We start from the raw sequence: 26,073 nt of genomic DNA on the forward strand, positions 1-26,073 counted from the left end.
ACCATTTTACATAGTTTAGTCCGCATGACAGAATCTCTTCTTAACGAGTTTACCACGCTTTTTGCGGTAATCGATCCCGTCGGAACCTTTCCTGTTTTTTTGGCTGCTACCGCTTTGCACTCGAAAGCAGAATCCCGCAAAATTGCTTTCCGGGCTGCGCTCATTGCTGGATTGGTTCTCCTGTTTTTCGCATTGGCTGGTCAGGGACTGCTGGAATACCTCGAAATTCCACTGTTGGTTTTTCAGATTTCAGGCGGGGTGATTCTTTTCATGTTTGCCCTCACCATGATATTTGGAGAGAGTAAACCCGAGGATGAAATCAATCACATTGAGAAGAAGAAAGACATTGCGGTTTATCCCATTGCCATTCCGTCCATTGCTTCACCGGGGGCGATTATGGCTATTGTTTTGTTAACGGATACCAATCGTCATTCCTGGGATGAACAATTCGTTACCATAGGTTTGATGTTGGTTGTTTTGGGAATCACCCTGGCCTTGATGTTACTGGCTGGCTGGTTGAAAAAGATAATCGGAGATAGTGGAGCTACGATTATTAGCCGGATCATGGGATTGCTGCTGGCAGCCATGGCGGCAAACTTTATTCTTAGTGGGTTAAAAGAGTATTTCTAATTACTTCTTTTTCTTCAACTTCTTAAACAACTTGTTGATTCCCTTTTCTTCGGAGGAGTCTTTCGTATCAGACTGACCTGAGCGCTTTTTGCTCATTTCCTTTTCTTCCTTAGACTTAATTCCGATCAGTGTGTTTTTGATTCCGGAGAAAATTCCTTCCCACAAAAACTTAAAGAAGGGGATATCAGGGCTTCGGGTATAGTGCACATAACCCTCTTTGTAGCTTTCGGTTCCAGGTACATTGTTGGTTCGGACCACCGCGTTGGCAATGAAGCTGAAGAATTTGGACGACTTACCTTCAGCATCCGGTTTCAGTTTTAGGATATCGATCTGGATGTCGTTGTAGTGCAGATTAACGGTTCCATTGATGTCGTTGAAGTTACCTGAAATGTCGATTTGAGCGCTGTGCAGAATACCGGATGAAACTTCAATTCCAATCAAAGGTTCCAATTCATCATTAAGCTTTTGTAGAGGCATTTTATCCAATTGACCTTTCACATAAAAGCGATCGGCTCTTCCTGAGAGATCAAATTGAAGATTTACATTCAACTTTCCTGAGTGCATCATTTTGGATGCAAAATCCACTGTGAGTCGGTCTGATTCTTCGAGTAATTCAGGGTCATTGGTAATGTTATACAGAGACGCAAAACACTCTGAAAAATACAGTTTGCCAGGTTTCTCGTGCTCAGGCATAACGAGTTCAAAAAGAATATCGCTGTTTGCAACGTGTACCTGTTTTACATTGATCAGGAAAGGAATCTTTTTGATAAGCTGAGAAAGAATAGGGTGCTTCTTACGCGTATTCCAAGGTGGAGTTTTGTCCTTAAAACCTTTGAAGTTTACCTGATCAATCGCCAGGGAACGAACATGTATGTACTGATCGATTATGATCCGTTCCATGTCGATTCCTTTCCCTTCAATCAGCGCCGTTTCCAGATCCAGTTGAGTTCTTTCGTACTTCGAGCGTTTGGTAAATTCTTTGCGGTTAAACTTCGATTTAATGGCGAGGTCGTTCAGTTTAAAGGACGAGTCGGTGTAGTTCAACTGGATGTCACCTGTAGAAAGAACGTATTCTTCGCCTAAGCTGGTTTGGGCGGAACCCATTGAAAAAAGGAGCTTTTCAAACTTTACCGGCAAGCGATCTGAATGCGTAGTATCATAATCGGCACCAATCATTTCCAAGCCCAGGTTGTTGATTTCAAGAACCCGCTCACTATCGGGAGAGTAGAGTTCAAATACACCTTTGCGAATCAATACCTCCTGAACATGAATGGAATCAAGTAATTGCACCGTTGATGAAATCTGTTCGGCCAGGGAGAGTGTATCGGTTACTTTTTTAGGTTGTTTTTTACCCGTTAGGTAAATGTCCATATCGGGTTTGATGATCACGAGTTGGTTTAGATGCACCTTTTTCTCGGTAATCAGTTTTTCCCAATCCAAGCCTTTTAAACTCACCGTTTCCACCTGTGCATGAGTCGTAAACGACTTGTAAACCCCTTCTTCTTCGCGTTGTTTGATAAGTTCGTTCTTGGGATTCACCCGAATTCCCTTAAGCTTGATGCTGTTTTCCAACAAACGAATTCGAAGCGATTCAAAATCGATGCGGTAGGCCATTTCCTTCTCATTGGCCAGGGCTGTCCTTATGTTGCTTTCAATAATGTTTTCCAGCTGATGGACGAGAACGGCAACAACAGCCAGTAAAAGCACGAGCAATCCGGTAGGGATATAAAACCAAGGGCTCTTAAACCACTTTCTCTTTTGTTCAGGGGGTGTAGTCATGGATTGCTTTCAAATGTAAGGATTTCGTATTTCCAGAAAAGGGGAGCCTTATCCCAATCGTTCAACCAATTCGCGATGAGCCGGGTAGCGCTCGTGCAAGAACTCTTTGGTTGGAATACTAAAATCTGAAAAGTCGAATCCCGGATGTACCGAGCAGCCAACCAGAATGTACCCGCTACGATCTTTTACTTCAACCGCAAAACATGTACCTCTGGGAATAACAACCTGAAACTGTTCACCCCGCTCTGGATTGGGACCAATATGACGGTCTTCGTATTTACCCTCTGGCGTTAGAAAGTGAATAATGGCTGATGATCCGCTGTGGTAATACCAAATTTCATCCGATTTTAAAACATGAAACCTGGAGCGATCAAAACCTTCCAATAGGTAATAGATAGCCGTACCAAAGTTTCGGTTGCCGGCATAGCGCTGCGGCAAATTCTCCTGTTTTATTTCTTCGTTCGAGCGAAAGGTTTCCCGATAATGTCCACCTTCTGGGTGAGGGAGTAGGGCGAGTTTCTCGATCCAGTATTGAGCATCCATAGTTTTGGGGTGAGGTAGTGGCATAAAAATAGTTTAATCCCGCCGATAGAAGCAGCGTGGCTTCAAAAATAAAAAACCCCGTCATCTGACCTAAGCCAAATGCGGGGTTCCAGTTTCGATGAAAAACGGAGTTTAGTTGTTTTCCATTTTTTCCATTTCTTTTTCAAAGGTTTCCTTGAACTTTTCGTAGTTGTAGTCTACCTTGAGGTATTCGTCTTTGCTCAAACGCTCGTTGTACTTAGAGGCAATGTCCTCACCAGACAATTCGATAGCGATGTAGCACTTGAAGCGTCCTTCAGGAGTTTTGGTAAACTCTTCACAAATGGTTTTGATACCGGTCAAAGACTGGTTAACCACAGTACGAGAGTTTTCTTCAAAACGCTCCAATACTTCTTCTTTGTTGTTGAACTCAGAAGATTTTACGTAGTTGTCACCAACCACTTTCATAGTAGTGTTGATATCACCGGCCAATTTAGCTTTGGCTTCAGACAATGCTTTTTTACGAGCTGTCATTTGGTCCATACTCTCTCCAACCGCGTTTGAACGGAAGTGTTTTTTATCGGAGAAATAATCTGGTCCGGAACAATATTGTTTAATTAGAACTTCGCCTTGTTTTTTAGGGGTTGTCTTCTTGGACTTACAGGCATTGAAACTAAAAGCCACCATCAGTGCCAATAAGAAGGTGGAGAATTTAAATACTTTTTTCATCGTACTTGATTTTAATTGCGAATTTACATTTTGACCAACAAATACAATTGCTATGCCAAATTAACTTTTTATTCCGTTTCCTTTGCTATTTCTTTCTTTTCAGACTTTTTATAAAACATCAAAACCAACACCGGAAGGAAGAATAAATCACTAATTACTGCAAACAGTAGGGTAGTGGAGACCAACATTCCGATGTAAAAGGTACTGGAAATAGAAGAAAGAATAAGAATCATAAAACCGGAACACAGAATAAGCGAGGTTACAATAATTGCTTTTCCTGTGGATAGGTAGGTTCGCTTCAGGGCATAGATGATGGATTTACCCTTGTTGAGCTCAATTTTAAGCTTACTCATAAAGTGGATCGTATCGTCCACCGCAATTCCAAATGCAATGGCGAAAATGATGGAAGTAGAAATTTTGATGTTGATTCCTACAATTCCCATAATGCCAGCAATTACCAAAAGAGGAAGTAAGTTGGGCAATACGGCAATCACAATCATTCTCAGCGATTGGAATAGAATACCCATAATAATGGCAATGATCAAAAAGGCAATGGACAAGCTCAGCACAATGTTATTGGCCAAAAATTCATTGGTCTTATCAATCAAGTAGGGCATACCCGTGATTCGAACTTCAATCAATTCGGTATTGGTGTTCTCTTTGAGGTATTGGGCAAACTCCTTGTTGAGCTCCCGCATTTTTTTACCTCCAAGGTCTCTCACCTTTCCATTAATACGAGCCTCTGTTTTGTTATCGGTTAAGTAGCTCCGTAGGTTCACCTTAGGCAGACGACGAATGTTGCGCTTAATTTTCTTCAGTTCCTTTTCATCCTTGGGTAGCAGGTAGAATTCGTTCTTTCCACCATTCATGGCTCGTTTGGTTCCTTTTACAAAGGTGTTAGGCGATACAATGAATCCCATGCCGTACACTTCTTGTAGGCCTTTTTCGATCTTATCTACCTCAAGCAGTACTTCGTGCTCCAGGAAATTACGGTTGGTATCCTTCAGCCAAACGGCCAGTTCAAAGGGGCGGAAACCCGAGAAATTGTGCTCAAAAAATTCATAGTCCGCTCGCATGCCCTCGTCACTGGCATAGTCGTCCAGAAAGCTATTGTCGAACACCAATTGCGAAATTCCGATAAAGGAAATCAGCATGAGTAGGAGCGTGGCGCCAAAAATCAATTGACGATTGGGCAGAATCCACAGGAACAAACGGTGCAATTTTTTAGACCAGAAAGAGTCATCTGCATGCTGCCCTTTAACCTTAGGTGTCTTGTGTAAATAGAGTAATGCGGGCAGTAATGTAAAGGACAAGAAGAAGGCTGCATATACTCCCAATGCCGTAATCCAACCGAATTCCTTAATCGGAATAATCATACTGGTATACAGCGAAAGGAAACCAACGGCTGTGGTAAAAGCAGTGAAGAATGTGGCCAGACCAATCTCTTTAAAAGCGGTCGTTAAGGCGGGCAACTTACCGTAACCTTTGCGTAACTCATCCAGGTATTTCTCCACGATATGTACCACATTCGATACACACACCACAAATAGAATAGTGGGCAGCAGGGTGGTCATAAAGTTGATCGGACGATCGATCATGATCATAAACGCGATCATCCATATCAGGGTAATTCCGATCACCGAAAGGGGAATCCAAATGCCCCAGAAGGAGCGGAAACTGATGAACAGGAAGAGGATGAGCAGGAAGAACGAAATGGACATAAAGAGCAATAGCTCAAACTCCATTTTTCGAATAAAATAATAGGCCCCCTTGATCTTTCCGGCTACATGAGTTTGCGCAAAACCAAACGATTTGGCAGTAGCTTCCACATCTTGAACCACCTTGTCGTTTTGTTTTCTATCGTCAGAACCTTCAATGCTCAGGAGCAACGTCACCTTTTGGGCATCTTCAGAAAAGAAGGCTCCTTTGAGTCCGGGGGTAGAGTAGATTCTAATCGAATCCTTTTTGTACAACTCCGGTTTGTCCACATGAACAAATTTGGTCTTCACCACACCCATTGGACCGATAACCGGACTATTGATGTTGGTAGGAGAGGCCACCTTGGTTACATGAGGAACTTTCTTGAGTGAGTCAGTAACCTGCTCCAAACGTTTTAGAAAATCTTCTTCAAACAGACTTCCGTCGTTTCCAATTCCAACCAGCAAAAAGTCGTTGTCCGATTCAAACTTGCCAATATGGCTGTAGTAGAACTGAAGATCATCGTCGTCAGGCGGAAAAAACTTTTCGAATTTGTAATCGAATTGGACCTTTGGAATAAAGGTTAAAGCAGCCAGCGTCAGTAGTGCAATGCAGAAAAGCACAATGATCGCTAAGGTCTTTCTGAATTTGTCGTTTATCATAATGTGGAAGGGTGCAAAACTAAATTAATTCGGATAGTGGCAGGTCACTTATTTAACCTTCCTGTTTTTGATTGTAGTCGAAATGGATATATTTGATTCAGGACTACAAAAAAGCACAAACGATGAAAAGCATTTTACCCTTCTTGGTTTTCCTGATGATGTCGGCTACGACCTTTGCCCAGGATTATATTGTAGTAAAGCTCTATGAGCCAATTAACAAACCAGGTGAAATCGTTATCGCCTATGGCAACGGAAAATCCGAACGTATCCCGGTAGAAAAATTGAACTCTACTCATCACGAGCACAACTGCAACCAGTTGGTTGATGTGTTCAACCGGTTGGGTAAGCAAGGGTACGAACTGGAAACTTCTGCAGGTTCGAGCCATGGAAATAGTGCCTCTATCCTTCATGTAGATACCTTTGTCTTCGTAAAAGAAGACGAGTAGTACATGTCCTGGTACCATAAGAATTGCTGGATTACCGGAGCCACCTCAGGCATCGGTGAATCGCTGTGTTATGCTTTGGCGTCGGAAGGAGCCAATCTCATCCTTTCCGCCAGACGGTTGGATAAATTAGAAGCAGTGGCCGAAAAGTGCCGCTCTTTGGGTTCGGATCAAGTTTGGATCGTTCCCCTGGATTTAGGCAGCCCCGATTCCATTCAAAAAGCGGTAGATCAAGTTTCAACAGATTCCATTCAGGTAGATTACCTGTTCAACAATGGTGGTATTAGCCAACGGGCTGAAGCGATGGATGCAGGAATAGAAGTAGATCGAAAGATTATGGAGGTCAATTACTTTGGAGCTGTGGCTTTGACCAAGGCGGTTCTCCCCATGATGGAAAAATCGGGATTTGGTCACGTGGTAGCTACCAGCAGTATTACGGGAGTTTTTGGATTTCCCCTGCGCTCGGCTTATTCGGCTTCAAAACATGCCTTGCATGGGTTTTACGAATCCCTGGGATTTGAAGTGGCTCGCAAAAACATTTTTGTCACCATTGTTTGTCCGGGACGAATTGCTACGGACATTTCTCTTCATGCAATTGGAGCAGATGGAAAAGCCCATGGTGAAATGGACGAGGGGCAGTCAGGCGGAATGCCGGCAGACCAGTGTGCTCGAATCATTCTAAGAGGAGTAGAGCAAAAAAAGAAAGAAATATTGGTGGGCAACAAGGAATTGATCATGGTGTATCTAAAGCGTTATATTCCGGGATTATTTTATAAACTTGCCGCCCGAATTAAACCCACATAAAATAGCGTTATGGCAGTAGTGATCAGTGGAATTCAGCAATTGGGAATTGGCATTCCTAACGTACACGAAGCATTTGATTTTTACCGCAAAAACTTTGGTATGGACATCAAGGTTTTTGAAGAGGCGGCAGATGCTGCCTTGATGTTGCCTTACACCCAAAACGAGGTGCGAAGCCGTCACGCCATCTTGGCTATGAACATTCAGAGTGGGGGAGGATTTGAAATTTGGCAGTACACTTCCCGTACTCCTCAGTTGCCCGAATTTGAAGTTAAGTTGGGTGATTACGGTCTGTACATTGGAAAAATCCGTTCTTACGATGTGGCCAAAACCTACGAGCAATTCAAAAAAGATGGCGTTCAATTGGACAGTGAGCTCCTGGAAATGCCCAACGGTCAGAAGCACTTTTTTATGAGCGATCCTTACGGAAACCGCTTCCAAATAGTACCTGATGGTTACGTATTCAAAAACACGGGAGGATTAACCGCCGGTCCAATGGGCGGAATTATTGGTGTATCCGATGTCGAGAAGTCCAAAACCCTCTACTCAGACGTATTGGGGTACGACAAGGTGATTTATGACGAAACCGGAACATTCGAAGATCTAAAGGGATTGCCTGAAGGTGGTGGTAAATTTCGCCGGGTTTTGCTTACCCACAGCAAACCGCGTAATGGAGCTTTTAGTAAATTGATTGGACCTACTCAGATCGAGTTGATTCAATCCCTAGATCGTACGGATTGCCGCAAAATCTTTGAAAACCGCGATTGGGGTGATCGAGGATTTATTCACCTCTGCTTCGATATCAATGGTATGGATGAATTGATGCAGCTCTGCGAATCCAAAGGGTTTCCTTTTACTGTGGATAGTGCCAATAGCTTTGATATGGGAGAGGCTGCTGGACGTTTCTCATACATCGAAGATCCGGATGGATACTTGATCGAGTTTGTGGAGACCCATAAAGTGCCGGTAATGAAAAAATTGGGCTGGTACATTAACTTGAAGAAAAGAGATCCTCAAAAACCTCTTCCTGATTGGATGCTCAAGGCCATGCACCTTACACGGGTGAAAGGTTAGGAATTTTCATTTTTCCGATGTTTATCGGATCAATTTTCAATGATCAACGTGAGGACGGAAATCTTTGTCCTTATTAACGTATCCTGAAAGTTTTTGATAATCAGGCTGTAGCCTTTTTGGTGAATAGATAATTGAGGTTTTAACGTCAAAATATTTATCGCTAAACCTATTTAGTTAGGATTCCTTACTATATTTGTATCGGCAATATCGCCGTTGAACTTTAACACCTAAAATTGATTATGAGCAAATCTGTTTTTTACCACGCTGGTTGCCCGGTTTGTGTAAGTGCTGAGCACGACATTGTAGAATTGATTGGAAAAGAGAATCTCGAGATCGTCCACTTGGGTGAGGATTCTTCACGTATTCCTCAAGCGGAAAGGGAAGGAGTAAAGTCTGTTCCTGCCTTACTCACTCCAAATGGCAACGTGCTGCACTTGAATTTTGGAGCGTCTATGGAAGACGTGAAGGGCTAATTTTTTTATCCCAATTTGTTAGGATTCCTAAGTAATTCTATCTTTGACCCGTGGCTATTGTCACGGGTTTTTTTATGGATGAAAATTTAAACAGCAGAATTACCCACGGTTTGGAGCGGATTGCTGAAGCCATTCAGGCTTTACTATGGGAAAAAGCCAAAGTTCATGGCTTGAGCCCCATTCAAATCAAGATTCTATTTTTTGTGTCGAAACATGGAGCTGAATTGTGCAATGTCAGTCAGTTGGCTAAGGAGTTTAACGTGACCAAGCCTACCATTAGTGATGCTGTGCGGGTTTTGGACAAAAAAGGATGGGTTGAAAAGGACTATTCTTCCAGTGATAGTCGAAGTTTTTCTCTCTTTCTAAGCACTCAAGGAAAAGACTTGCTCAAGGAATTAGGGCAGTATACTTACCCCTTGGAACAAGCCATCCATCCCTTGGAAACACATCAAAAGGAAGCGATTCATGCTACCCTTATTCAGCTCATTCACCAGCTAAACAAGGCCGGTGTTCTGCAAGTTCAACGTACCTGTCTCGGATGTCGTTTTCATGAAATGCAGGGGGAGAATCATTATTGTCATTTTCTACAAAGTCCTCTTACCGTAGCAAACCTTCAGGTAGATTGTCCAGACTTTCAGGCAGCGTAGCCTATTGATTGCAGTATTTTTTCAGGATAGAGTAGGCGTCATGCATGCCTAATTCACCTGCTCGACTTAAGTCGTTACACGCTTTTTTGTTGCTCTTCAGGTAGAGGTAGGTTAAGGCTCGGTTGTAGTAGGCTTCTTTGAACTCCGGGTTAACTTTGATAGCCTTGCTATAGGCTTCCACCGCTCCGTTGAAGTTCCCTTGCTCGGCTCTCACAATTCCTATATTAAACCAGGCGTAGTAGAAGTCGGGTTGCAATTCTAGGGTCTTCTGATACATTTCTTCGATCTGAGCCAACTGTAGTTTTACGGTTTGCACGTCCTTCAATTGCACGGGAGTAATTTCATCCCCCACATCGATAAATGCCCCTTCTCCTGCATCCAATTTGAGCAACAACTCCAATAAGTCGAGCATGGTATTACCTCGGTTGAAGTAGGCCAGGTAAAAATCTGGATGAGCTGCAATGAGGCTATCGTAGCTTGCCAAAGATTGGTTGAAGTCGAAGGTTGAATGGTACCAAATGGCTTTCCAAAGTAGGGTTCGTTGAGCTTTTAACTCATCGGTTTCTGGTTGAGTTAAATTTTCCAGGGCTTCCTTTCGTAATTCGGGTTGCCCTTCTGGAACATCCTGCATGTGGTGAGTTACATAAAAATAAGGCAGGTTATGAGTGGCTTCGTTAAATTGGTTAAGCACTTCGATGTTGTATTCCAATTGAGACCGGGTTACCTGGGAATAGTCCGTTTCTTCAATTCGGAAGAAGGGAACAGCGTAAACAATAAACTGGTTCTCTTCTTCATTAAAGTCAGGGTTGTAGAAATCGGCATCCATTTCGGTAAACCGCTTTAGCATTTCCTCATCTTCCAGGTTGTACTCACGTTCCCGGTTTTTTCCACGGAGAGAGTTTCCCTTCATATAATCGGCTTGGGCTCCTTTTTCATCCCCTAATTCCTTTCTCACGAAGGCTCGGTTAAACCAGGCATCTTCCATATCCGGAAAAAGAGCGATAACCTTGCTGTATTCGGCCTCAGCCTTTTCATACTTCTCCAATTTATGGTAGGAAAGAGCCAGGTTAAAGTGTCCCAGAATATTCTCCGGATTAATCTCTGTAACCCGTTTGTAGTCGTAGGCTGCCCCTTTTACATTGCCCAGATTTCCCCGAATGTTTCCCCGGTTGTAGTAAGCCAGAGCATTGTTCGGGTTAAGCCGGATAACCTGATCATATTCTGCCAAGGCTTCTTCATACATCAAGCGATCCGCAAAAATGTTTCCCCGAACAAAATAGCCCAGAGATGAACTGCTATCTATACTAATGGCAGAATCGCAATCGGTTAAAGCCAAAGTGTACTCCAGTTTCTCGTTGTATACCATGGCCCGACGCAGGTAGGCCTCGTCATTTTTCGGATTGATTTTTAGGGTCTGGGTAAAATCCTCAATCGCTTTGTTGTATTTCTGTGATTGAGCGTAGGCCACGCCGCGAAGCATGAAAGCTGATTCCAGGTAGGGATTGAGCGAAGCCGCCCGATCGCAGGTTACGATTACGGCTTCCAGTTCATTTATCTGCAATTGACTGAAGGCCTTGTTGATGTAGGTGAAATAGTCGCCAGGATCCAACTTAATGGCGCGGTTAAAATCTTCAATGGCGCCATAATGATCATTGAGCTGAGCCCGGGCCAAACCTCGGTTTTGGAAGGGAGCCGGAACAAGGGGATTTAACCGAATACATTGGGTATAGTCTTCACGGGCACCGAGAAAATCTTCCAATTGGTATTTGGCCATTCCTCGTAGAAAATAGGCCTCCGTCAGATAGGGGCGGGCACGAAGGGCGAAATTCAACCGTTGAATCGCGGAGGTATAATTCTGATTTTGCAGATCTGACCGTGCCAGGGAAACATACTTTTCTGCACTTAATTGAGCTTTTGCATTCACGCTCAATACCATCACTAAACCTACCAGCCAAATCTTCACAAATGCAAAAGTATAAGAATGCCAACGTGGGGACAATGTGGTATATTGTCAGCTTAAAATTTTCCTATGAAAAGTACTTGTTTAGGAATACTTCTTGGTTGGAGTATTCTTCTTTTTTCAGGTTCATTGGCTTGGGCTCAAGAATCATCGGAATTGCAGGCTGCACCTCATCGATTGCGACACACCATTGCCTTTTTTCAGGGCGTCACATTTATCCCGTTGACTCGAGAAAACCCCTTGGATAGAGAGCAAAGTATGTCAACAGTGAACACCTATGGTTTGAACTATGTGTACACCTTCAATCACCGGTGGGCTCTTGGAGGAATGTTCGATTTTCAGCAGGCCAAGTACTACATCGAAGACGATGGGGAAATTTTGGAGCGATACAAAGTTGCTGTGGCCGTGCTTCAAGCCTATTATGAACCCGTTAGAGGACTTAATTTCTTCGCCGGTCCAGGACTCGAATTTGAGTCGAATGAGAATTTCTATGTGCTCAAGGTAGGAGCAGAGTATGAGCTATACCTGGCCAACAACTGGTGGATTATTCCTGAAGTTTCTTACGAGTTTAAACAGGTATACAACAACTACAACGTTGGATTTAAAATTGCCCGAAGCTTTGGGCGTTCTCCGCATCATTAATATAACTTTGATCACATGGGACTAAAAGTGGTAATTACCGGAGCAAGCGGAATGGTGGGCAAAGGAGTGTTACTCGAATGCCTGGATAGCCCGCTCATCGACCAAGCCATCACGATCAATCGTCGGTCTATCGAGGTGGATCATCCGAAGCACAAAGAGCTGATATTAAAAGACTTTTCACAGGTTTCGAGTATAGCTGGAGAATTGAGCAATTGCGATGCGGCCTATTTCTGCTTGGGAATTTCTGCTGTGGGCCTCTCCGAAGAAAAATATACAGAGATTACTCATTCCCTCACCCTCAATTTTGCCCAGGAATTTTTGATTCAAAACCCGGATTCAGTCTTTTGTTATGTTTCAGGAGCGGGAACCGATTCTTCCGAAAAGGGGAGAAGCATGTGGGCACGGGTTAAGGGTAAAACCGAAAATGACCTATTGGCCATGAATTTTTCCAAAGCTTATATGTTCCGCCCTGGATTCATCCAACCTTTGCGTGGTATTCAATCCAGAACGGCTGCTTACCGGGTTATTTACAAAATCTTCTGGCCTCTGTATTTGGTTCTTAAACAGTTTCCGGCAGCTGCAACCAATACTACCAATCTTGGAAAAGCCATGATTGAAGTGGCCAGTAAAAAGCCAGATCTCAAAATATTGGGCAACAAGGAGATTAATCGGGAAGCGTCAAAACTCGCTTAATTGGGTACATCGATTACCCAGGTCTGAACCTCATCGGCGATTTTATTAATCCATTGACGAGCCTCTTTTTCCGTCATCACTTCGTGAACCAGAATGAGTCGATCCACGGTGGCACAGGATTTTCGCCAGGGATTTTTATTTCCATCAGGATCATAATTAGCAAACCGCCAGGGATTCTCCTTTAAGTAGCGTTTCATTTTTCCAGCCTGGTAATGATTGATATAATCCCTGAGGTACTCAATGCCCTCTAAATAGGTGCGTTGGTGTTGAGGATGCATGGATTGAAAGGAGTGTCGAAAAGTAGGTTTCAACCAATTCCAGGTGGTTTCCCGCAATTCTTCAGAGGCAACAATGGCGAACAGGGTTTCCTTTTTAAATCTTTCCCAGCCTGGTCCATATTTGGACACCGTGAAATTTCCAGAATTCCAAATTCCGTAATTGGCACAGATGGCCTTAAAATTGGAATAACCCGGGTAGATCTTAGGCTCTTCTCTCAAGGCCTCGGCACGCAGGAATAGGATCTTTTCCAAACTCCAGCTCGATGTACTGTCTTGCTTTAGGATTTCTGTGATTTCCGTTCTTAGGTAATTGATGGAATAGTCCAATGAATCGGTATGATTGGGTAATGATTTCGGAGCTGGCGTAATGGTCTCCCAAAGTTCCTGATGATTGCTCCAAAGCGGCCAGAGGCTTTCCTTTTTAGGGAATTGGATGTAGCCATAGAAGGAATCGGTTTCGGCATAAGCCAGGGAATCGCCAAGTAAAGCCACGTGATTAAATTTAGGTGATACAAGAGTATCGCCTTCAAGATTCATCACCCCTTCTTTTCCATTCAACCTGATTCGAATGATCTGGTCATTCAACATGGTGATTCCCGAAGTATAGTGGACCGGAAAATCGAATTGGAAAGGGAGTAGGGCTTTTCCCAGAGTGTCGATTATACCCCATTTCTGGTCCTTGCTCGCCCAGGTTATTTTACCTCCAAATGCCTGGCAATAGCCAAACTCAAAGGGAATAACCACTTCATTCTTCGAATTAATAAAGCCCCAACCTTCGTTTTTTCTGACTCCAATCAAATCGTATTCAACATTATAAGGAGTCATACCTCTGTATTCTATTGGAATAGCCACTTCTCCCGAGGTGTTAAGCATACCCCAAATTCGACCCTTTCTAACTTGAAACAAGCCACCTTTTGGTGGCGATATCTGATCGTACTCAAAAGGAATCACTTCCCGATCGTGAGAATCCAAAACACCCCATTTGTCCGCTCTTCTGGAAATACAGTAGCCTTCCATAAAACCATAGACCATATCGTTCTTAGGCGAGAGAATAACCTGACCGTTTAGATCGATGATTCCCCAGAAGCCATCTTTCCGTACGTGAACACTTGTTCTTCCTAAATAAACGCTATTGATTCGATCATAAATGGCAGGGGTAATGACTGTTCCATCCGAACGGACGAGAGCACATTTTCCATCTCGGCAGAAAACTCCATAATCGTGGTAAAAAGAGGAAGCAATGGAATCAAATTGAGGTGGAGTTAGGACCTCTCCTTTGGAGTTTTCAAAACCGATCAAACCATTTTCGGTAAAGGGAATGACGACCGAGTTTTGTGAAGATCTAAAAATAGAACAGCCCATAATCCAGATAATGGATAAGGTCAAGAGCAGGGTAGTGCTGATGAGATGGAGGTGTTGCCGGTTCATAGGAGCGTTTAATTCAATAACGCAATGAGCTAAAAGTATTACAAATCAACAATCCAAGGCTCTAAATAAAAACAACCCACCCCAGGCGAAAGGCCTTTTGGGATGGGTTAACCACTACTCAACCATATGAACAGGATTTTGGATTGGTTGATGTTTGAAACCTGGGTTGAGTGTGAACTGCAAATGCTTGTTGGAGTATTTCCGGGAACAGCCGGGACCGGCGGGTTTGAACTTTTGAGACCGGCCCCAGTTGGCTGTTCGGCTGGAAATTGGGTTGGTTGGGAACTCCTATTGTGCGACAGCCGGAGTACGGAGCATAAGCAGGTTGCTGATCACTACTTCTGGAACAAGTTGGATTTTTCCTTCTCCATCTTCGTAGCGCCGGTACTGCAAGCGGCCTTCCACGGCTACCTCTGATCCTTTCTTGAGGTAGCGCTCAATGACTCCGGCAAGTTTCCCCCACGCAACAATGTTGTTATGCCAGATCGTGTTATCCCTTAACTTTCCCTTCGCATCCTTGTATTTCTCGGTGGTTGCAATACTAAATTTCGCAAGCTTGTTCTTCTCATTAAATTGTTTGACTTCCGGATCTTGGCCCAAGCGGCCGATCAACTGTACCTTATTTTTCATATTCTTCATGACAACACGTATTAAAACAGTAAAACTTAGAAACTTCGATTCGCGAATTCGAAATGATGACACAAAGGTGTTGCAGCTCTCCCGGCTTACTCGGTGGTTAAGTGTTTATAGTCGTTTATAATTGTTTTTAAACGTTTACAAATGGTTTTAAAGGGAGCTGAAGATGGGTTATTTATTTGATTAATAGGGTGTTTGTGTTTATTTGGGCGAGCTGAGGCTATTCTATTGCCACAGCTTGTCAAAAACAAAAAAAGTCCTTTGTTTCCAGCCAAAACCAGAACCAAAGGACTCGTCTTTCACCTATTAAATGGCTACTTACCTTATCTCATGTGCTTCATTGCAATCGGTAATGTCGGCATAGAACTCAGCACCCAGCTCAACTTCAAATCCTTCTTTCAATTCTACGAAGTCGGCCGCTCGGAATGAGATGTTGAAGTTTCCCGGAATCCTTGCATCGCAATTGTATCCACCCACAGAAATGCTCTTTTTCACATTGTTGTTGTAGGTGACCGGATTAAACTCACACACGGCAAAATCAGTGGTGCAATCCATTTCCAATTGATAAACCTTCACATAATCGATGTCATAGGTATAGTCAATGAGCGTGTTAGGATTTAAATTACTACCAGACACGGCCACATTATGATCAAGAATAATGGACATAGGCATCAATTTGTTGAGGTAGGGAAACTCATTGTGGTAAACGACTTCGCCATCCAGGTAGATTGCCATTCGATCGGGCAACCACAAGCAACCCATTGTTTTATAAGTCCCATCAAAATCTACATGTATGTAGGGCATGGTGCCTTCGGTGCTGTCAATCACAGTGTCCGTTGTATTGGGGATTATGGTGGTATAATGCACACCCGAAGAGAAGTTGTGGTTTTGTCCTGGCCCTGGTGGTACTTGCCAGTTATGCAGGAATTCAAAAATATCCAGTTCACTCCACACGATATCCTGATTCGGGTTAAGGCTAATGTTGTTTATGTCGCCAAAGAGCCAGAAGTTGGCACCAATTCCCTCATTGGTTTTTCCTGGAGGCAAGGCGGGTAGCTTAAAACGAATTTCAAAGTATCCATACTTAAAAGCTTGCTGAGAAACGACCCACATCGGAGCGGTGTAATTCGTCGTTCTGGTCTCATACCGGGGCGGATCAACGCAGGCATTTAAGGTGTTGGGATGGGTCAGCGTTTTTTGTTTTACGATCAACTCCATTTTCCCGCCACCGGGCGAACCTGTTACGGCTTGTGGATCGAACACATAGTTCCCGTGTGGATCGGTTGGCCAGGACCGATAGGCTTGAAAGTAGTGAGATCCTTCTTTTTCGTAGCATTTGTATCCTTGACGCCAATCGTAATTCGTATGCCACAATTGGGAGTTGAGACTATTCTGATTATTAAAGTCATCCTGCCAGGTTACTTTCCAGGAAGCATCCAGTTGCGCATTCGATACCAGGAACGTAAGTCCGAGTATCACCGTTAATTGAAATTTAATCATCTTCATAACGGATTACTTCTCGGTGAGGATCATACGCTTATGATCAATTTCTTTACCGTCGGCGATCAGGGAGTAGATGTACAAACCCGCTTCAAAATCACCTGCATCAATTTGGATGCTTCCTTCTCCCATTTCTTCAATAGGGAAGGTGGTAATTAATGTTCCCTGTGGGTCAAAAATCAAGATCTTGGCTTCATTGACCGATTCTTCCAGGTAATAGCCGATTCGGGTAGATTCGTTAAAGGGATTCGGTATATTCTGTTCCAAATGGCCATGCTCCTCCATATTCTCAAGATGGCCAGTAGAAGAGGTTACCTGGGATTTTAATTCTTCAATTTCTGTGGTTTGAAGATCGATTTGAACTTGCTGTTCTTTGATCGCTTCAACCAGCAAGCCAACCATATGCAGGTAGTTTACGGATTTTAATCCATCTGGTCGTTCGCGTACCATTTCTGGAAGCACTTCTTCTAATTCTTGAGCAACAAAGCCGATCTCCGTTTGATCGGATCGTCCATTATTCTCTTGTGCATCGGTATAGGAATAGCTCACTCCTCGAAGACTCTTGACCTTCTTAAGAGCGTTTTCAAGGGGAACAATGTTTTGTTTTAATCGTCGATCCGAGGTGACCCAGATTCCCTTGGCAAAGATTCCGCCATCCGAGGCAACCATAAAGTTATCAGAGCCATTGTAGTGCACTACATAAGACAGCGTGTTGGGATTTTGTACTCGTGTGGTCATCGATTGGTTATACGGGGCCTGGAAGTTACTTTCCAGCCAGATTCCTCGTTTATCCGCCGATCGAATGGTGAGAAAATTGAAGGATTGAGGAGCAGGAACCCATCCGAATGTAAAATTCCCGCTGTTGTGAATTTTGAGCTGAGCTTGAGAGGTTAGAAACAGGCAGATTAGTACTGCGAAGCTTAAAAATTGCTTTTTCATGTTGATGATTTTAGTAATTAGTTTTATTGATTTATGCCGGCAAGCTACCACCAATGAACTGGCTTCTATCGACGCATTTAGGCAATGCTTAGAGCCGTTTTGGCAAGTGCACAATTTTCAATGGGAATGTTTCTGACCTTAAATGGGTTTAACAAAATGGGCCTATTTTCGCAGAAATTTGAAAAACCAATATGATGACCAAAAGAATTTTACCCTTGCTTCTTTTCATAGTTATTACCCTTACCACCTTCGCACAAAAGGCTGAATCTGAAATTCGAGAAACATTTGATACCTACTTCGACTTGATAGAAGCTCAGGATATCTCAGGTACCCTGGATTTTGTATACCCTAAGTTGTTTGAACATTATCCCAAGGCGGATCTGCAGACGGCATTCGAAAAGTTATACTCCGATCCTGATGTGAAAATTGAAATGAAGAATGCCAAGGTCAAAAGCGTTTCTGAGACCATGGAATACCAAGGTGTTCAATACGCTACATTGGACTATTCCTTTGATATGCACATGAAATTTCTAAACAATGAAGGGGGAGAGGAAGGTTTGCAATTTGCTGCCCTTATGCTCAAAGAGGTGTACGGAGCCGACAACGTGTCCTTTGATTCCAAAACGGGAGTTATATCTATCCATACCGAAACGACCATGTATGCGGTGAACGATCCGGCATATCCAGGGTGGAAATTCTTGGAGAAAAAGGAGGATATGAAGGATGTAATGAAGAAGATCTTCCCAAAAAAGGTTCTGAAAAAGCTATAGATACGATTCTTTGAATCCTATCTTTTTTCCGGCATAATTATGAAGTCCTTTTTAAAATGGACGGGCCTGTCGGTCCTCTTTTTAGGAGGAATTGTTCTCTTTACTAACCTCCTGGAGGAGGATGTGCCAACGGCTTGGTGGGAACAGCTTTCTATAATGGCCATTGGTTCGGTTTTGTTAGGGGGCTTTTTCTTTTTGATTGACACGAAGTTGATTCCTTGGAGACGGCGGCAATTGGGAAAGAAGATCATGGAACTTTTCTCAGCAACTTCCTTGAACGATTCCTGCTTTCGATGTGAGTTAAATGGTTTTGAGTTGTTTGTCCAATTGAATTTTAACCTTAGGATTAGCCAGTATGGGGGATACCAGGAAATCATTACTTTTTACGTGCCAAGGGGAGCCTTTGAAAAATCCAATAGGCCATCATCTCTTAACTTTCAGGATGCTGAGTTTATGGGAAAAAGAGTTTGGCAGATTCACCAAACCACGAATATGGGGCTCAAACGGGCCAAAAAGAAGTTGATCAAAGAATTGGTTGTTCCTTCAAAAACAGGAAATTACAAGAAGTAAAGAACAATTTAGTTCTCTCATTTTCGATAATAAGGGACCTGCATTTGTCTACCATGAAACACCTTTTGATATTCACCTTCATCATAACCTCATTTCTTCAGGCGATTTCGTGTGAATCGGGTTCTCAAATTCGCTTGTTTCCAGTCGGTATTTCAGAAGGGGATGTTATTGGTTTGGAGGTCTTCCAGCGGCGAGATGCAGTTTACGAATTTCGCAAGATATATTGGAAGGTTAACCCTCGGTTAGTTCGTTTGGACCAGAACGGAAATCGTCAAATAATCCACAAATACGTACCGTTTCGGGTAATGGATTCTACCTATGTGCCAACGATGGATTCTTTCCTGCTCAGTTGTCAAAAGGACTGGATAAAGCTGAGTCATTTTCAAGAGCTCCATTTGGATGTTATTGAGTTTGGAACATTCGAGCAAAAGTGCGGTCCGATGGAATGCTATGCCGATACCGTGAAAAAGCTAAACTATTGGGTATACCAAGGGGATTCTCAGGAAATCGTATATCCCGAACCTTTTCTAAAACGCATGCACGGCCGCTTCAATCTCGATAGCAATACGGTTATGACCGATAGTCTCTTTAAAGCCATGGGCACCAACGTTTATAGATGGTTTGGAATAGGATCCTATCGCCAATATCGATCAGGTGAATATCAAATAACGGTGCTTACATTAGGCTACGGAGATTCTCGATTTCGCATTAAAAACCGGCAGGAATCAAAAGATGTTCCCAAAAAATCGGCGAGCCGTTTTATGTATAACGAACCCATCTTACACCATGGCCATACGGTTGACTTTCTCTTCGTTTCCAAGTTTTAATGGTATGCTCTGGTGCTTAGCAAGTCTTTGGATTGGGACTGCTTGCGATACCCACACAGAGTCGTTGCCTGTACAAAATGAAACCATCCCGGCCCAGATCGATACAGTAGAATGGAACCCAACTTCGTTCTGTCAGTTGAGCTACGACAGCCTTACCCGAAAGGATTACCGCATGCACAAGCATATTCTGGCAAAATTTGATCACCCGGAGAAACGTGGCTACTATTTTTCATCGGAAGGGGATACCCTGAACTTCTTTGTCTACCACCAAGATATTGCTGCTTTTTTAGGCGGCCTCAATCCCAAGGAAACTGGCGTGGACAAGCGTTTGACCAATAAAGTCATTTACCGGCTGCTCGAATACGATCCGGCCATGCTCAACTTTGGGCTGGGAATAAGGCGTTCAAAGGAAGAGAAATGGTCATACTTTTGGGATCAGGTGGCACATCCGCTATGTTACTCGCAGGCTCTGGATAGTACTATTCGAGGTATTGAACTCAATTATATTTCGCGAAATGCCAGCCAGGATACGATCAAAGAAAAGTTAATCAGGCATTTGAATCAAGCTCTAACGGTCAGTCCAGAACAATTGAAAGATTTTTACCAAATAGAGTAGACGTGATAGCGGCAAATTTTAATTTAGCTGCAAATCCGAAAACATGAAATATTTAGCCCCATTTGTACTAGCCCTTTTTATGTGGAGTTGCTCTGGAAACAGTGGTTCTGGAGAATCTCAAGACCAATCTGCTGTGGTTAGTGATTTCTTAACTGACGTGAGTTCTTTTGAAGATTTTAAAAGTAAAACTCCCATTAAGGATTTTGCCGCTATGGCAGACGATGCTTCTTTCAAATCCAAAGACTTGGACAAGGACAATGTCATGGAAATTTTGTCTGAAGCTCGTGCTTATACGCATGTAGTGATAATCGTAGAAGATCATACGCTGGTTCGCATTGTAGAATTGAAAGATTGTAAGCAATCGGGTTCCTGGGGAGCTTGTATGCCCAAAGCAGAAGGTTACATTAAGAAGGGTGACTTGGTTTACCAGAATGACTACATCAATAACATCATTGGCCGTCCGGATGATCAAAAGCGGACCGTTTATATGTTTAAATAATGCGGTTGTTGCGTTATTTTCTTCTTTTCCTTCTTCCGATTGGAGTCCTTTTAGGCTCATTTCGTGAACCAAATCAGCAAGAGTATCGGGTTTCCGAAAACCTATTTATCTCCTATGAAGTAAATCCTCAAACAGAGGATATTCGTTTGTTTTGGAAGGATGACAACCAGAAATTATACCGTAGCCTTGGTCGACTCAAAAAATCGTTGGAGGCAAACAATCAGGAATTGGTTTTTGCCATGAACGGTGGAATGTATCAACCTGATGGTACACCTCAAGGCCTTTTCATCGATCGGGGAAAACAGGTGAAACAACTAAACCGGGTTCAGGAGGCTTATGGTAACTTTTACATGCAGCCCAATGGAGTGTTTGCGCTAACCAAGGATGGTAAGGGAATAGTTTGTCAATCCACCGATTACGACCAGCTGAACAACGTTTGGTACGCGACCCAATCGGGACCCATGTTGGTGATTGATGGACAGCTGCACCCCAAGTTTAACAAAGGCTCATCGAATGTACATATCCGAAATGGAGTAGGGGTATTACCAGACGGTCGATTGCTCTTTGCCATGTCGAAGCGAAAAGTCAACTTTTACGACATGGCCACCTACTTCAAGCAAAAGGGGTGTAAAAACGCCCTGTATTTGGATGGTTTTGTTTCCCGAACCTACTTGCCTGCACAAAACTGGCTTCAAATGGATGGTCAGTTCGGTGTTATTATCGGAGTGGTCAAAGCGGAGTAGAAGCGACGCAAAGCGGACAATTACCCGTATTCCTTTAGAGATAACTTTTGCTTCAGAGTAGGGCTCTTTAGCTTTGAGAAAAAGCAAATTCATGTCTACTCATTCCTATACCCAAGTTGATCAGTATTTCCATTACCTGGCACAACTCTTAGCCCGGATAAATCGGACACTCATTCCTTCAAAGGCTGACGATAGCCACACCAATTTGGCCTTCGATTCCATAGGTGAGCGCCTCACTGGACGATGGGTGGAAAGTTCTGTTGCTGCCATTTTACCCACTCTGAAACTTCGATCCCTGGAGTTTCAATGGGTCAACGATCGAAATCAAGTCGTGCAAAGTCTGGCTTTGGAAGGAGAAACCGATTCTTCGGCATTGGAGAAAATGGCCAAGGGATTGGCTCAATTGGGATTGTCTACCGAAGGATTTATGGATCCAATGCACTATGAAATACCGGACTACTCTTTGAGCCATAAACCTTTTTCCCTACCTCAAGCATCGGAGCTTGATCTTTGGGTGGAATACCGACAGTTAGCCAACGAAGCCAGTACAAGCGTGTTGAATCATTGGCAAAAAAACGGTGAAGTCCGTATTTGGCCCCATCATTTTGATACCGGAATTTACTTAGAGCCAAATGGCACTTTGGGAATCGGTTTCGGCTGGGCGATGGAAGACGAGATGGTTGGTGAACCCTATTTTTATTTGGCTGGATATGGTTTAAAAGGGCCAATAGACTACGAAAACATCTCCAAACCGGGATTGGGAAGGTGGAATATTACCGAAAATTGGAAAGGGGCCGTTCTGCCGTTCTCCGAGCTAAGTGACAATAGATCTGAAACTTTGCGCCAATTTATCGCAAACGCTTTGTCAGCCTTGGACGACCGGGTGTAAAAAGTCGTTGAATGCACAAGGATTTAAAGCAATATTAACACCACTAAATGGCTTTTAATTCCCAACTTTGCACCCCAAAATTTTTATAAGTATGAACATCCACCCCTGGCACGATATAAGTGTAGGAGACAAGGCTCCAGATGTAATTAAAGGTATTATCGAAATTCCTAAAAACTACCGAGCCAAATACGAATTAGACAAGGACTCCGGAATGCTCATTCTGGATCGCGTTTTATACTCATCCATTAATTACCCGGCCAATTACGGTTTCATTCCTCAAACCTACTGTGATGATGGTGACCCACTTGATATCCTGGTAATCTCTCAAGTACAGATTGTACCTATGTGTATCGTTGAGGCCAAAGTTCTTGGCGTTATGCGCATGTTGGACAATGGAGAAATGGATGATAAAATTATCGCTGTGGCAAACAATGACATTAGCGTAAACCACTACAACGACATTAGTGAATTGCCTCCACATCACGTGAGAGAACTTCGTAGCTTTTTTGAAGATTACAAAAAGCTCGAGCATAAAACGGTAAAAGTGGAAGAGTTTCAAAACCGCGAAATCGCCCTAAAAGTAATTGAGCAGAGTATGCAAGATTACCGGGAGAAGTTTGCCATAAAAGAAGAAGCTTAATTCCTTTTCAAATGAATTTGGATACCATACTCAATCGTTTACGTGATTTGTCTGACCCTGAAGCGGTTTTACGCAAGGAGAAGAAATTTGGTGTGGTAGCCAACAATGCATGGGGTGTTTATCAAAAGGATTTGAGAGAATTGGCTCGGCAGATTCCCAAGGATAATCAGTTGGCCATCGATCTTTTTGATACCGATATTTATGAAGCACGAGTGCTGTGCAGCAAAGTGTTTCGCCCCAAAGATTTAACAGAAGAACTCATGGAAAAATGGGTCGTAACCTTCGAAAACTGGGAGATTTGCGATTCATTTTCTATGGCTCTTTTTGCACGAAGCCCACTGGCTATACCCAAGGCCTTGGAATGGGTAAATCGGGAACCAGAATTTGAAAAGCGTGCCGGTTTTGCCATCATGGCTGCCTACACCATGGCCGACAAAAAGGCGGACAACGAAATCTTCATCACCTTCCTCAACGAGATCGAAAAGGCGGTAGAGGATAACCGACCGTACGTCAAAAAAGCGGTAAACTGGGCTCTGAGAAACATCGGTAAGCGAAACCAGGATCTGAATGCGCTAGCTATACAACGAGCTCATCGAATTCTGCTCGTGGACCATCCTGCCGCCAGATGGATTGCCAACGACGCCATCAAAGAATTGGAGAAGGAGGGAGTCCGGATGTCCGATTACCCACGAGCCATTTATCGTCCTGCTTAATCAGAGCTGGCGACATTTCTGCTATTTTGGTCGCTCAAACGAAAATGTCCTGATGAAGCAAATTCTTTCCTATTTATCGGTCTTCCTTTTGATGGCCAGCATCATTTCCTGCTCAGAAAGCGAAAAAGTAGAATACGAGGACAAAATTCTTACTCCCGAAAAGCACTTGGCGGGCACTTGGAATTTCGATACCCTTACGAGTGATTCAGCTTTTTGTCTTCAAGGGATCTCGATGGAATTTGACCAAATCCAACTCAGAACCGACAGTACCTTCCAAATAAAATCTGATACGCTAACCTTAGTAGGCAAATACGAATTGGGTGAAACAGAACTTCATTTCTACGACGTAACCGCCAACGGCCGTCCGGAAACCGATGAATTCCTACCCATCCATGAAATCTCAAAAGACAAACTCATTTTCCAATTCGAATTAGAGGTCTGCAAGATTTACCTAAAGTTCAAAAGAAGCTGATAGAACCGTAAAGCCACCATCTACCAATACACCCACCCTAGAATCTTGACTCTCTCCCTCGCCGCTGAATTTCCCTCGCATCTCAACTCTCACCCTCGTCTCTTAAACTCCCTCGCCCCTGAAATCCGCTATCTTTGATTCCATGAAAGGGCAGGTTCAGAATTCAACTTCTATTCCAGGTTGGAAAATAATTCTTCGTGGTTACCTGCAGGTGGTCGTCCCATCGGCCTTAGTATTCTTAGGAACCATGATTGCAATCTACTATTTTGAGGTTCCTTTGCACATCGTGGTTGTTGGTGGAGGATTGGTGGCCTGGAGATTTTGGCTCTGGTCCATTAAAGGTTGGAAAAAATGGGCCAGTCGCAAGGGCATTTCACAGGAACGATTGTTTAAATGGAGCCGAAAAGGGTTGATTTGTTTTTACCGCCATCAAATTGTTGATCTGTATTCCAAAGAGCATGAACAGAATAATTGAAAGAGTAGGAGTAGGATTGCTTATTTGCCTGATGTCGAATTCACTTTGGGCCCAGTTTCAGGTGGATCGGGTAGGGGACTTACCTGAAGCGGTGAGCAACAATGCCGTTTGTGAAGGTTTTATCAATGGGGAGGCCTACCTTTATTCCTTTGGTGGAATTGATACTAGCAAGAAATATTCAGGCATCCATTTACGATCCTTTCGTTTCAATACCCAGACCGGATTAGCTGAGCGCATCCCGGATTTACCCGATACTTTGGGTAAGGTGGCTGCTGCGGCTTCTCGAATAGGAGACGTTATATACATTGCTGGTGGCTATCATGTTTATGCCAACGGCAATGAGCGTTCATCCAATAAAATGCATCGCTATCAGATTTCGACCAATTCTTTTTTACCGGATGGACAAAATATGCCCGTTGCAACGGATGATCATGTACAAGCCGTTTGGAAAGACAGTCTGATTTATCTAATCACAGGCTGGAGCCACTCGGGAAATATTCCCTTGGTGCAGATTTACGACGCCAAAAACGATTCCTGGACTGCCGGTAGCAATGTGCCAAACAACCACGATTACAAGTCCTTTGGATCTTCTGGGATTATTATTGGTGACACCATTTATTACTACGGTGGAGCATCTGGTAGTGCCGGATTTGCAGCTCAAAATCAATTGCGAATGGGAGTGATAAATCCGTCAGATCCAACTCAAATCACCTGGTCCATTTCCACACCCGATTCCAACGAATATGGTTACCGTATGGCGTGTGCCCGGTTGGAAAATAAAGTACTTTGGATTGGTGGTAGCGAGGTAACCTACAACTACAATGGAATAGCCTACAATGGCAGTGGCGGGGTTGCTCCGATAAACCGTTATATATATATCACTCACCCTGATCAAATCTGGATTAAGGATCAAATCTCCGTTCCGATGGATTTAAGGGGAGTGGCCGATGTGGGAATGGGTGTATTCTACCTCGCCGGTGGTATGGAAGAGGACCAGAAAGTGACCAGCGCTGTTCATCAATTGCGATGGAACCATTTGAACCTCCCGGATTTGGAAACAGTCGCTCAGCAATTGACCCTATATCCTCAACCGGCGAGGAATCAAATTACACTGAACTGGAAACAGGAGATTATCAAACCATGGAAGGTTAAGCTTTACCATTCCTCTGGCCGATTGCTGGAAGAACGAAACATGAACCAAGAAACCATGATATGGAAATTGAATTATTCTCCAGGCATTTATTACTTCCTGCTTAACGACGGAGAATCGACCATTTCGAAGCGCTTTGTGTTGAGCGAATGATCCTTTTTGGATTTAATAACAG

29 protein-coding genes are annotated in these 26,073 nt (G+C 43.4%); 20 read left to right on the forward strand and 9 right to left on the reverse strand.

Annotation, left to right across the window (positions count from 1 at the left end; genetic code table 11):
• The first annotated feature begins 24 nt into the window (after positions 1–24).
• Positions 25–630, forward strand: coding sequence for a MarC family protein (locus KFE98_16290; GenBank protein ID UTW61558.1), 606 nt, complete (start codon positions 25–27; stop codon positions 628–630).
• Here KFE98_16290 and KFE98_16295 read toward each other — a convergent pair whose 3' ends face one another.
• The 4 genes from KFE98_16295 to KFE98_16310 form a co-directional block, all read right to left on the reverse strand.
• Positions 631–2,409: a hypothetical protein gene (locus tag KFE98_16295; GenBank protein UTW61559.1), complete on the reverse strand. Its 1,779-nt coding sequence runs from the start codon at positions 2,407–2,409 to the stop codon at positions 631–633. It abuts the gene before it with no gap.
• A 48-nt stretch (positions 2,410–2,457) separates the two neighbouring features.
• Positions 2,458–2,952, reverse strand: a complete 495-nt coding sequence (locus KFE98_16300; GenBank protein UTW64731.1) for a cupin domain-containing protein — start codon at positions 2,950–2,952, stop codon at positions 2,458–2,460.
• Between the two features lie 132 nt (positions 2,953–3,084).
• Positions 3,085–3,660, reverse strand: a complete 576-nt coding sequence (locus KFE98_16305; protein ID UTW61560.1) for a hypothetical protein — start codon at positions 3,658–3,660, stop codon at positions 3,085–3,087.
• Positions 3,661–3,728: 68 nt separating this feature from the next.
• Entirely contained in the window at positions 3,729–6,020 is a 2,292-nt protein-coding gene (locus KFE98_16310) for an MMPL family transporter (protein UTW61561.1), read from the reverse strand.
• Between the two features lie 122 nt (positions 6,021–6,142).
• On the opposite strand from KFE98_16310, the gene KFE98_16315 reads away from it, so the two are divergent.
• The 5 genes from KFE98_16315 (at position 6,143) to KFE98_16335 (ending at position 9,458) form a co-directional block, all read left to right on the forward strand.
• Entirely contained in the window at positions 6,143–6,466 is a 324-nt protein-coding gene (locus KFE98_16315) for a hypothetical protein (GenBank protein UTW61562.1), read from the forward strand.
• A 3-nt stretch (positions 6,467–6,469) separates the two neighbouring features.
• Entirely contained in the window at positions 6,470–7,267 is a 798-nt protein-coding gene (locus KFE98_16320; GenBank protein ID UTW61563.1) for an SDR family oxidoreductase, read from the forward strand.
• 9 nt (positions 7,268–7,276) lie between these two features.
• Complete coding sequence (locus KFE98_16325; protein ID UTW61564.1) at positions 7,277–8,338, forward strand: VOC family protein; 1,062 nt, start codon at positions 7,277–7,279, stop codon at positions 8,336–8,338.
• Between the two features lie 239 nt (positions 8,339–8,577).
• Positions 8,578–8,811: a thioredoxin family protein gene (locus KFE98_16330; GenBank protein ID UTW61565.1), complete on the forward strand. Its 234-nt coding sequence runs from the start codon at positions 8,578–8,580 to the stop codon at positions 8,809–8,811.
• A gap of 74 nt (positions 8,812–8,885) precedes the next feature.
• Positions 8,886–9,458 (forward strand): MarR family transcriptional regulator, encoded by a 573-nt coding sequence (locus KFE98_16335; GenBank protein UTW61566.1) that lies wholly within the window; start codon positions 8,886–8,888, stop codon positions 9,456–9,458.
• A 1-nt stretch (position 9,459) separates the two neighbouring features.
• On the opposite strand, the gene KFE98_16340 is transcribed toward KFE98_16335, so the two are convergent.
• Positions 9,460–11,421, reverse strand: a complete 1,962-nt coding sequence (locus KFE98_16340) for a tetratricopeptide repeat protein (protein ID UTW61567.1) — start codon at positions 11,419–11,421, stop codon at positions 9,460–9,462.
• Between the two features lie 66 nt (positions 11,422–11,487).
• Here KFE98_16340 and KFE98_16345 point away from each other — a divergent pair, with 66 nt between their 5' ends.
• Both KFE98_16345 and KFE98_16350 read left to right on the forward strand, forming a co-directional pair.
• Entirely contained in the window at positions 11,488–12,060 is a 573-nt protein-coding gene (locus tag KFE98_16345) for a hypothetical protein (GenBank protein UTW61568.1), read from the forward strand.
• Between the two features lie 15 nt (positions 12,061–12,075).
• On the forward strand, positions 12,076–12,753 hold the full coding sequence (locus KFE98_16350) for an epimerase (protein ID UTW61569.1): 678 nt from the start codon (positions 12,076–12,078) through the stop codon (positions 12,751–12,753).
• Here KFE98_16350 and KFE98_16355 read toward each other — a convergent pair.
• The 4 genes from KFE98_16355 to KFE98_16370 all read right to left on the reverse strand — a co-directional run bounded on the left by KFE98_16355 (position 12,750) and on the right by KFE98_16370 (position 17,534).
• Complete coding sequence (locus tag KFE98_16355) at positions 12,750–14,459, reverse strand: WG repeat-containing protein (GenBank protein UTW61570.1); 1,710 nt, start codon at positions 14,457–14,459, stop codon at positions 12,750–12,752. The genes KFE98_16350 and KFE98_16355 overlap by 4 nt on opposite strands.
• Before the next feature lie 288 nt (positions 14,460–14,747).
• On the reverse strand, positions 14,748–15,098 hold the full coding sequence (gene ssb / locus KFE98_16360) for a single-stranded DNA-binding protein (protein UTW61571.1): 351 nt from the start codon (positions 15,096–15,098) through the stop codon (positions 14,748–14,750).
• 315 nt (positions 15,099–15,413) lie between these two features.
• On the reverse strand, positions 15,414–16,595 hold the full coding sequence (locus tag KFE98_16365) for a family 16 glycosylhydrolase (protein ID UTW61572.1): 1,182 nt from the start codon (positions 16,593–16,595) through the stop codon (positions 15,414–15,416).
• Between the two features lie 12 nt (positions 16,596–16,607).
• The gene (locus tag KFE98_16370; protein ID UTW61573.1) at positions 16,608–17,534 is read right to left on the reverse strand and encodes a tail fiber domain-containing protein; all 927 of its coding nucleotides are present in this window, start codon (positions 17,532–17,534) and stop codon (positions 16,608–16,610) included.
• A 194-nt stretch (positions 17,535–17,728) separates the two neighbouring features.
• Between KFE98_16370 and KFE98_16375 the strand changes: the two genes are divergently transcribed.
• The 12 genes from KFE98_16375 to KFE98_16430 all read left to right on the forward strand — a co-directional run bounded on the left by KFE98_16375 (position 17,729) and on the right by KFE98_16430 (position 26,051).
• A complete protein-coding gene (locus KFE98_16375; GenBank protein ID UTW61574.1) occupies positions 17,729–18,304 on the forward strand; it encodes a hypothetical protein in 576 nt (191 codons plus the stop codon).
• A gap of 39 nt (positions 18,305–18,343) precedes the next feature.
• Positions 18,344–18,874 carry a hypothetical protein gene (locus KFE98_16380; GenBank protein ID UTW61575.1) on the forward strand — a complete coding sequence of 177 codons (531 nt, stop codon included), beginning with the start codon at positions 18,344–18,346 and terminating at the stop codon, positions 18,872–18,874.
• Between the two features lie 53 nt (positions 18,875–18,927).
• Positions 18,928–19,701, forward strand: a complete 774-nt coding sequence (locus KFE98_16385) for a hypothetical protein (GenBank protein UTW61576.1) — start codon at positions 18,928–18,930, stop codon at positions 19,699–19,701.
• 4 nt (positions 19,702–19,705) lie between these two features.
• Complete coding sequence (locus tag KFE98_16390; GenBank protein UTW61577.1) at positions 19,706–20,317, forward strand: hypothetical protein; 612 nt, start codon at positions 19,706–19,708, stop codon at positions 20,315–20,317.
• Between the two features lie 43 nt (positions 20,318–20,360).
• The gene (locus KFE98_16395) at positions 20,361–20,816 is read left to right on the forward strand and encodes a hypothetical protein (protein UTW61578.1); all 456 of its coding nucleotides are present in this window, start codon (positions 20,361–20,363) and stop codon (positions 20,814–20,816) included.
• Positions 20,816–21,559 (forward strand): phosphodiester glycosidase family protein, encoded by a 744-nt coding sequence (locus KFE98_16400; GenBank protein UTW61579.1) that lies wholly within the window; start codon positions 20,816–20,818, stop codon positions 21,557–21,559. Before KFE98_16395 ends, KFE98_16400 begins: the two co-directional genes overlap by 1 nt.
• A gap of 91 nt (positions 21,560–21,650) precedes the next feature.
• A complete protein-coding gene (locus KFE98_16405) occupies positions 21,651–22,448 on the forward strand; it encodes a hypothetical protein (protein ID UTW61580.1) in 798 nt (265 codons plus the stop codon).
• Between the two features lie 91 nt (positions 22,449–22,539).
• Entirely contained in the window at positions 22,540–23,088 is a 549-nt protein-coding gene (locus tag KFE98_16410; protein UTW61581.1) for an inorganic diphosphatase, read from the forward strand.
• Positions 23,089–23,099: 11 nt separating this feature from the next.
• On the forward strand, positions 23,100–23,801 hold the full coding sequence (locus KFE98_16415) for a DNA alkylation repair protein (GenBank protein UTW61582.1): 702 nt from the start codon (positions 23,100–23,102) through the stop codon (positions 23,799–23,801).
• A gap of 52 nt (positions 23,802–23,853) precedes the next feature.
• Entirely contained in the window at positions 23,854–24,273 is a 420-nt protein-coding gene (locus KFE98_16420) for a hypothetical protein (GenBank protein ID UTW61583.1), read from the forward strand.
• A 142-nt stretch (positions 24,274–24,415) separates the two neighbouring features.
• Positions 24,416–24,748 carry a hypothetical protein gene (locus KFE98_16425; protein UTW61584.1) on the forward strand — a complete coding sequence of 111 codons (333 nt, stop codon included), beginning with the start codon at positions 24,416–24,418 and terminating at the stop codon, positions 24,746–24,748.
• Entirely contained in the window at positions 24,732–26,051 is a 1,320-nt protein-coding gene (locus KFE98_16430; GenBank protein UTW61585.1) for a T9SS type A sorting domain-containing protein, read from the forward strand. Before KFE98_16425 ends, KFE98_16430 begins: the two co-directional genes overlap by 17 nt.
• The last annotated feature ends 22 nt before the right edge of the window (positions 26,052–26,073 follow it).

The organism is bacterium SCSIO 12741, assembly GCA_024398055.1.
Classification (GTDB): Bacteria; Bacteroidota; Bacteroidia; order Flavobacteriales_G; family Salibacteraceae; genus SCSIO-12741.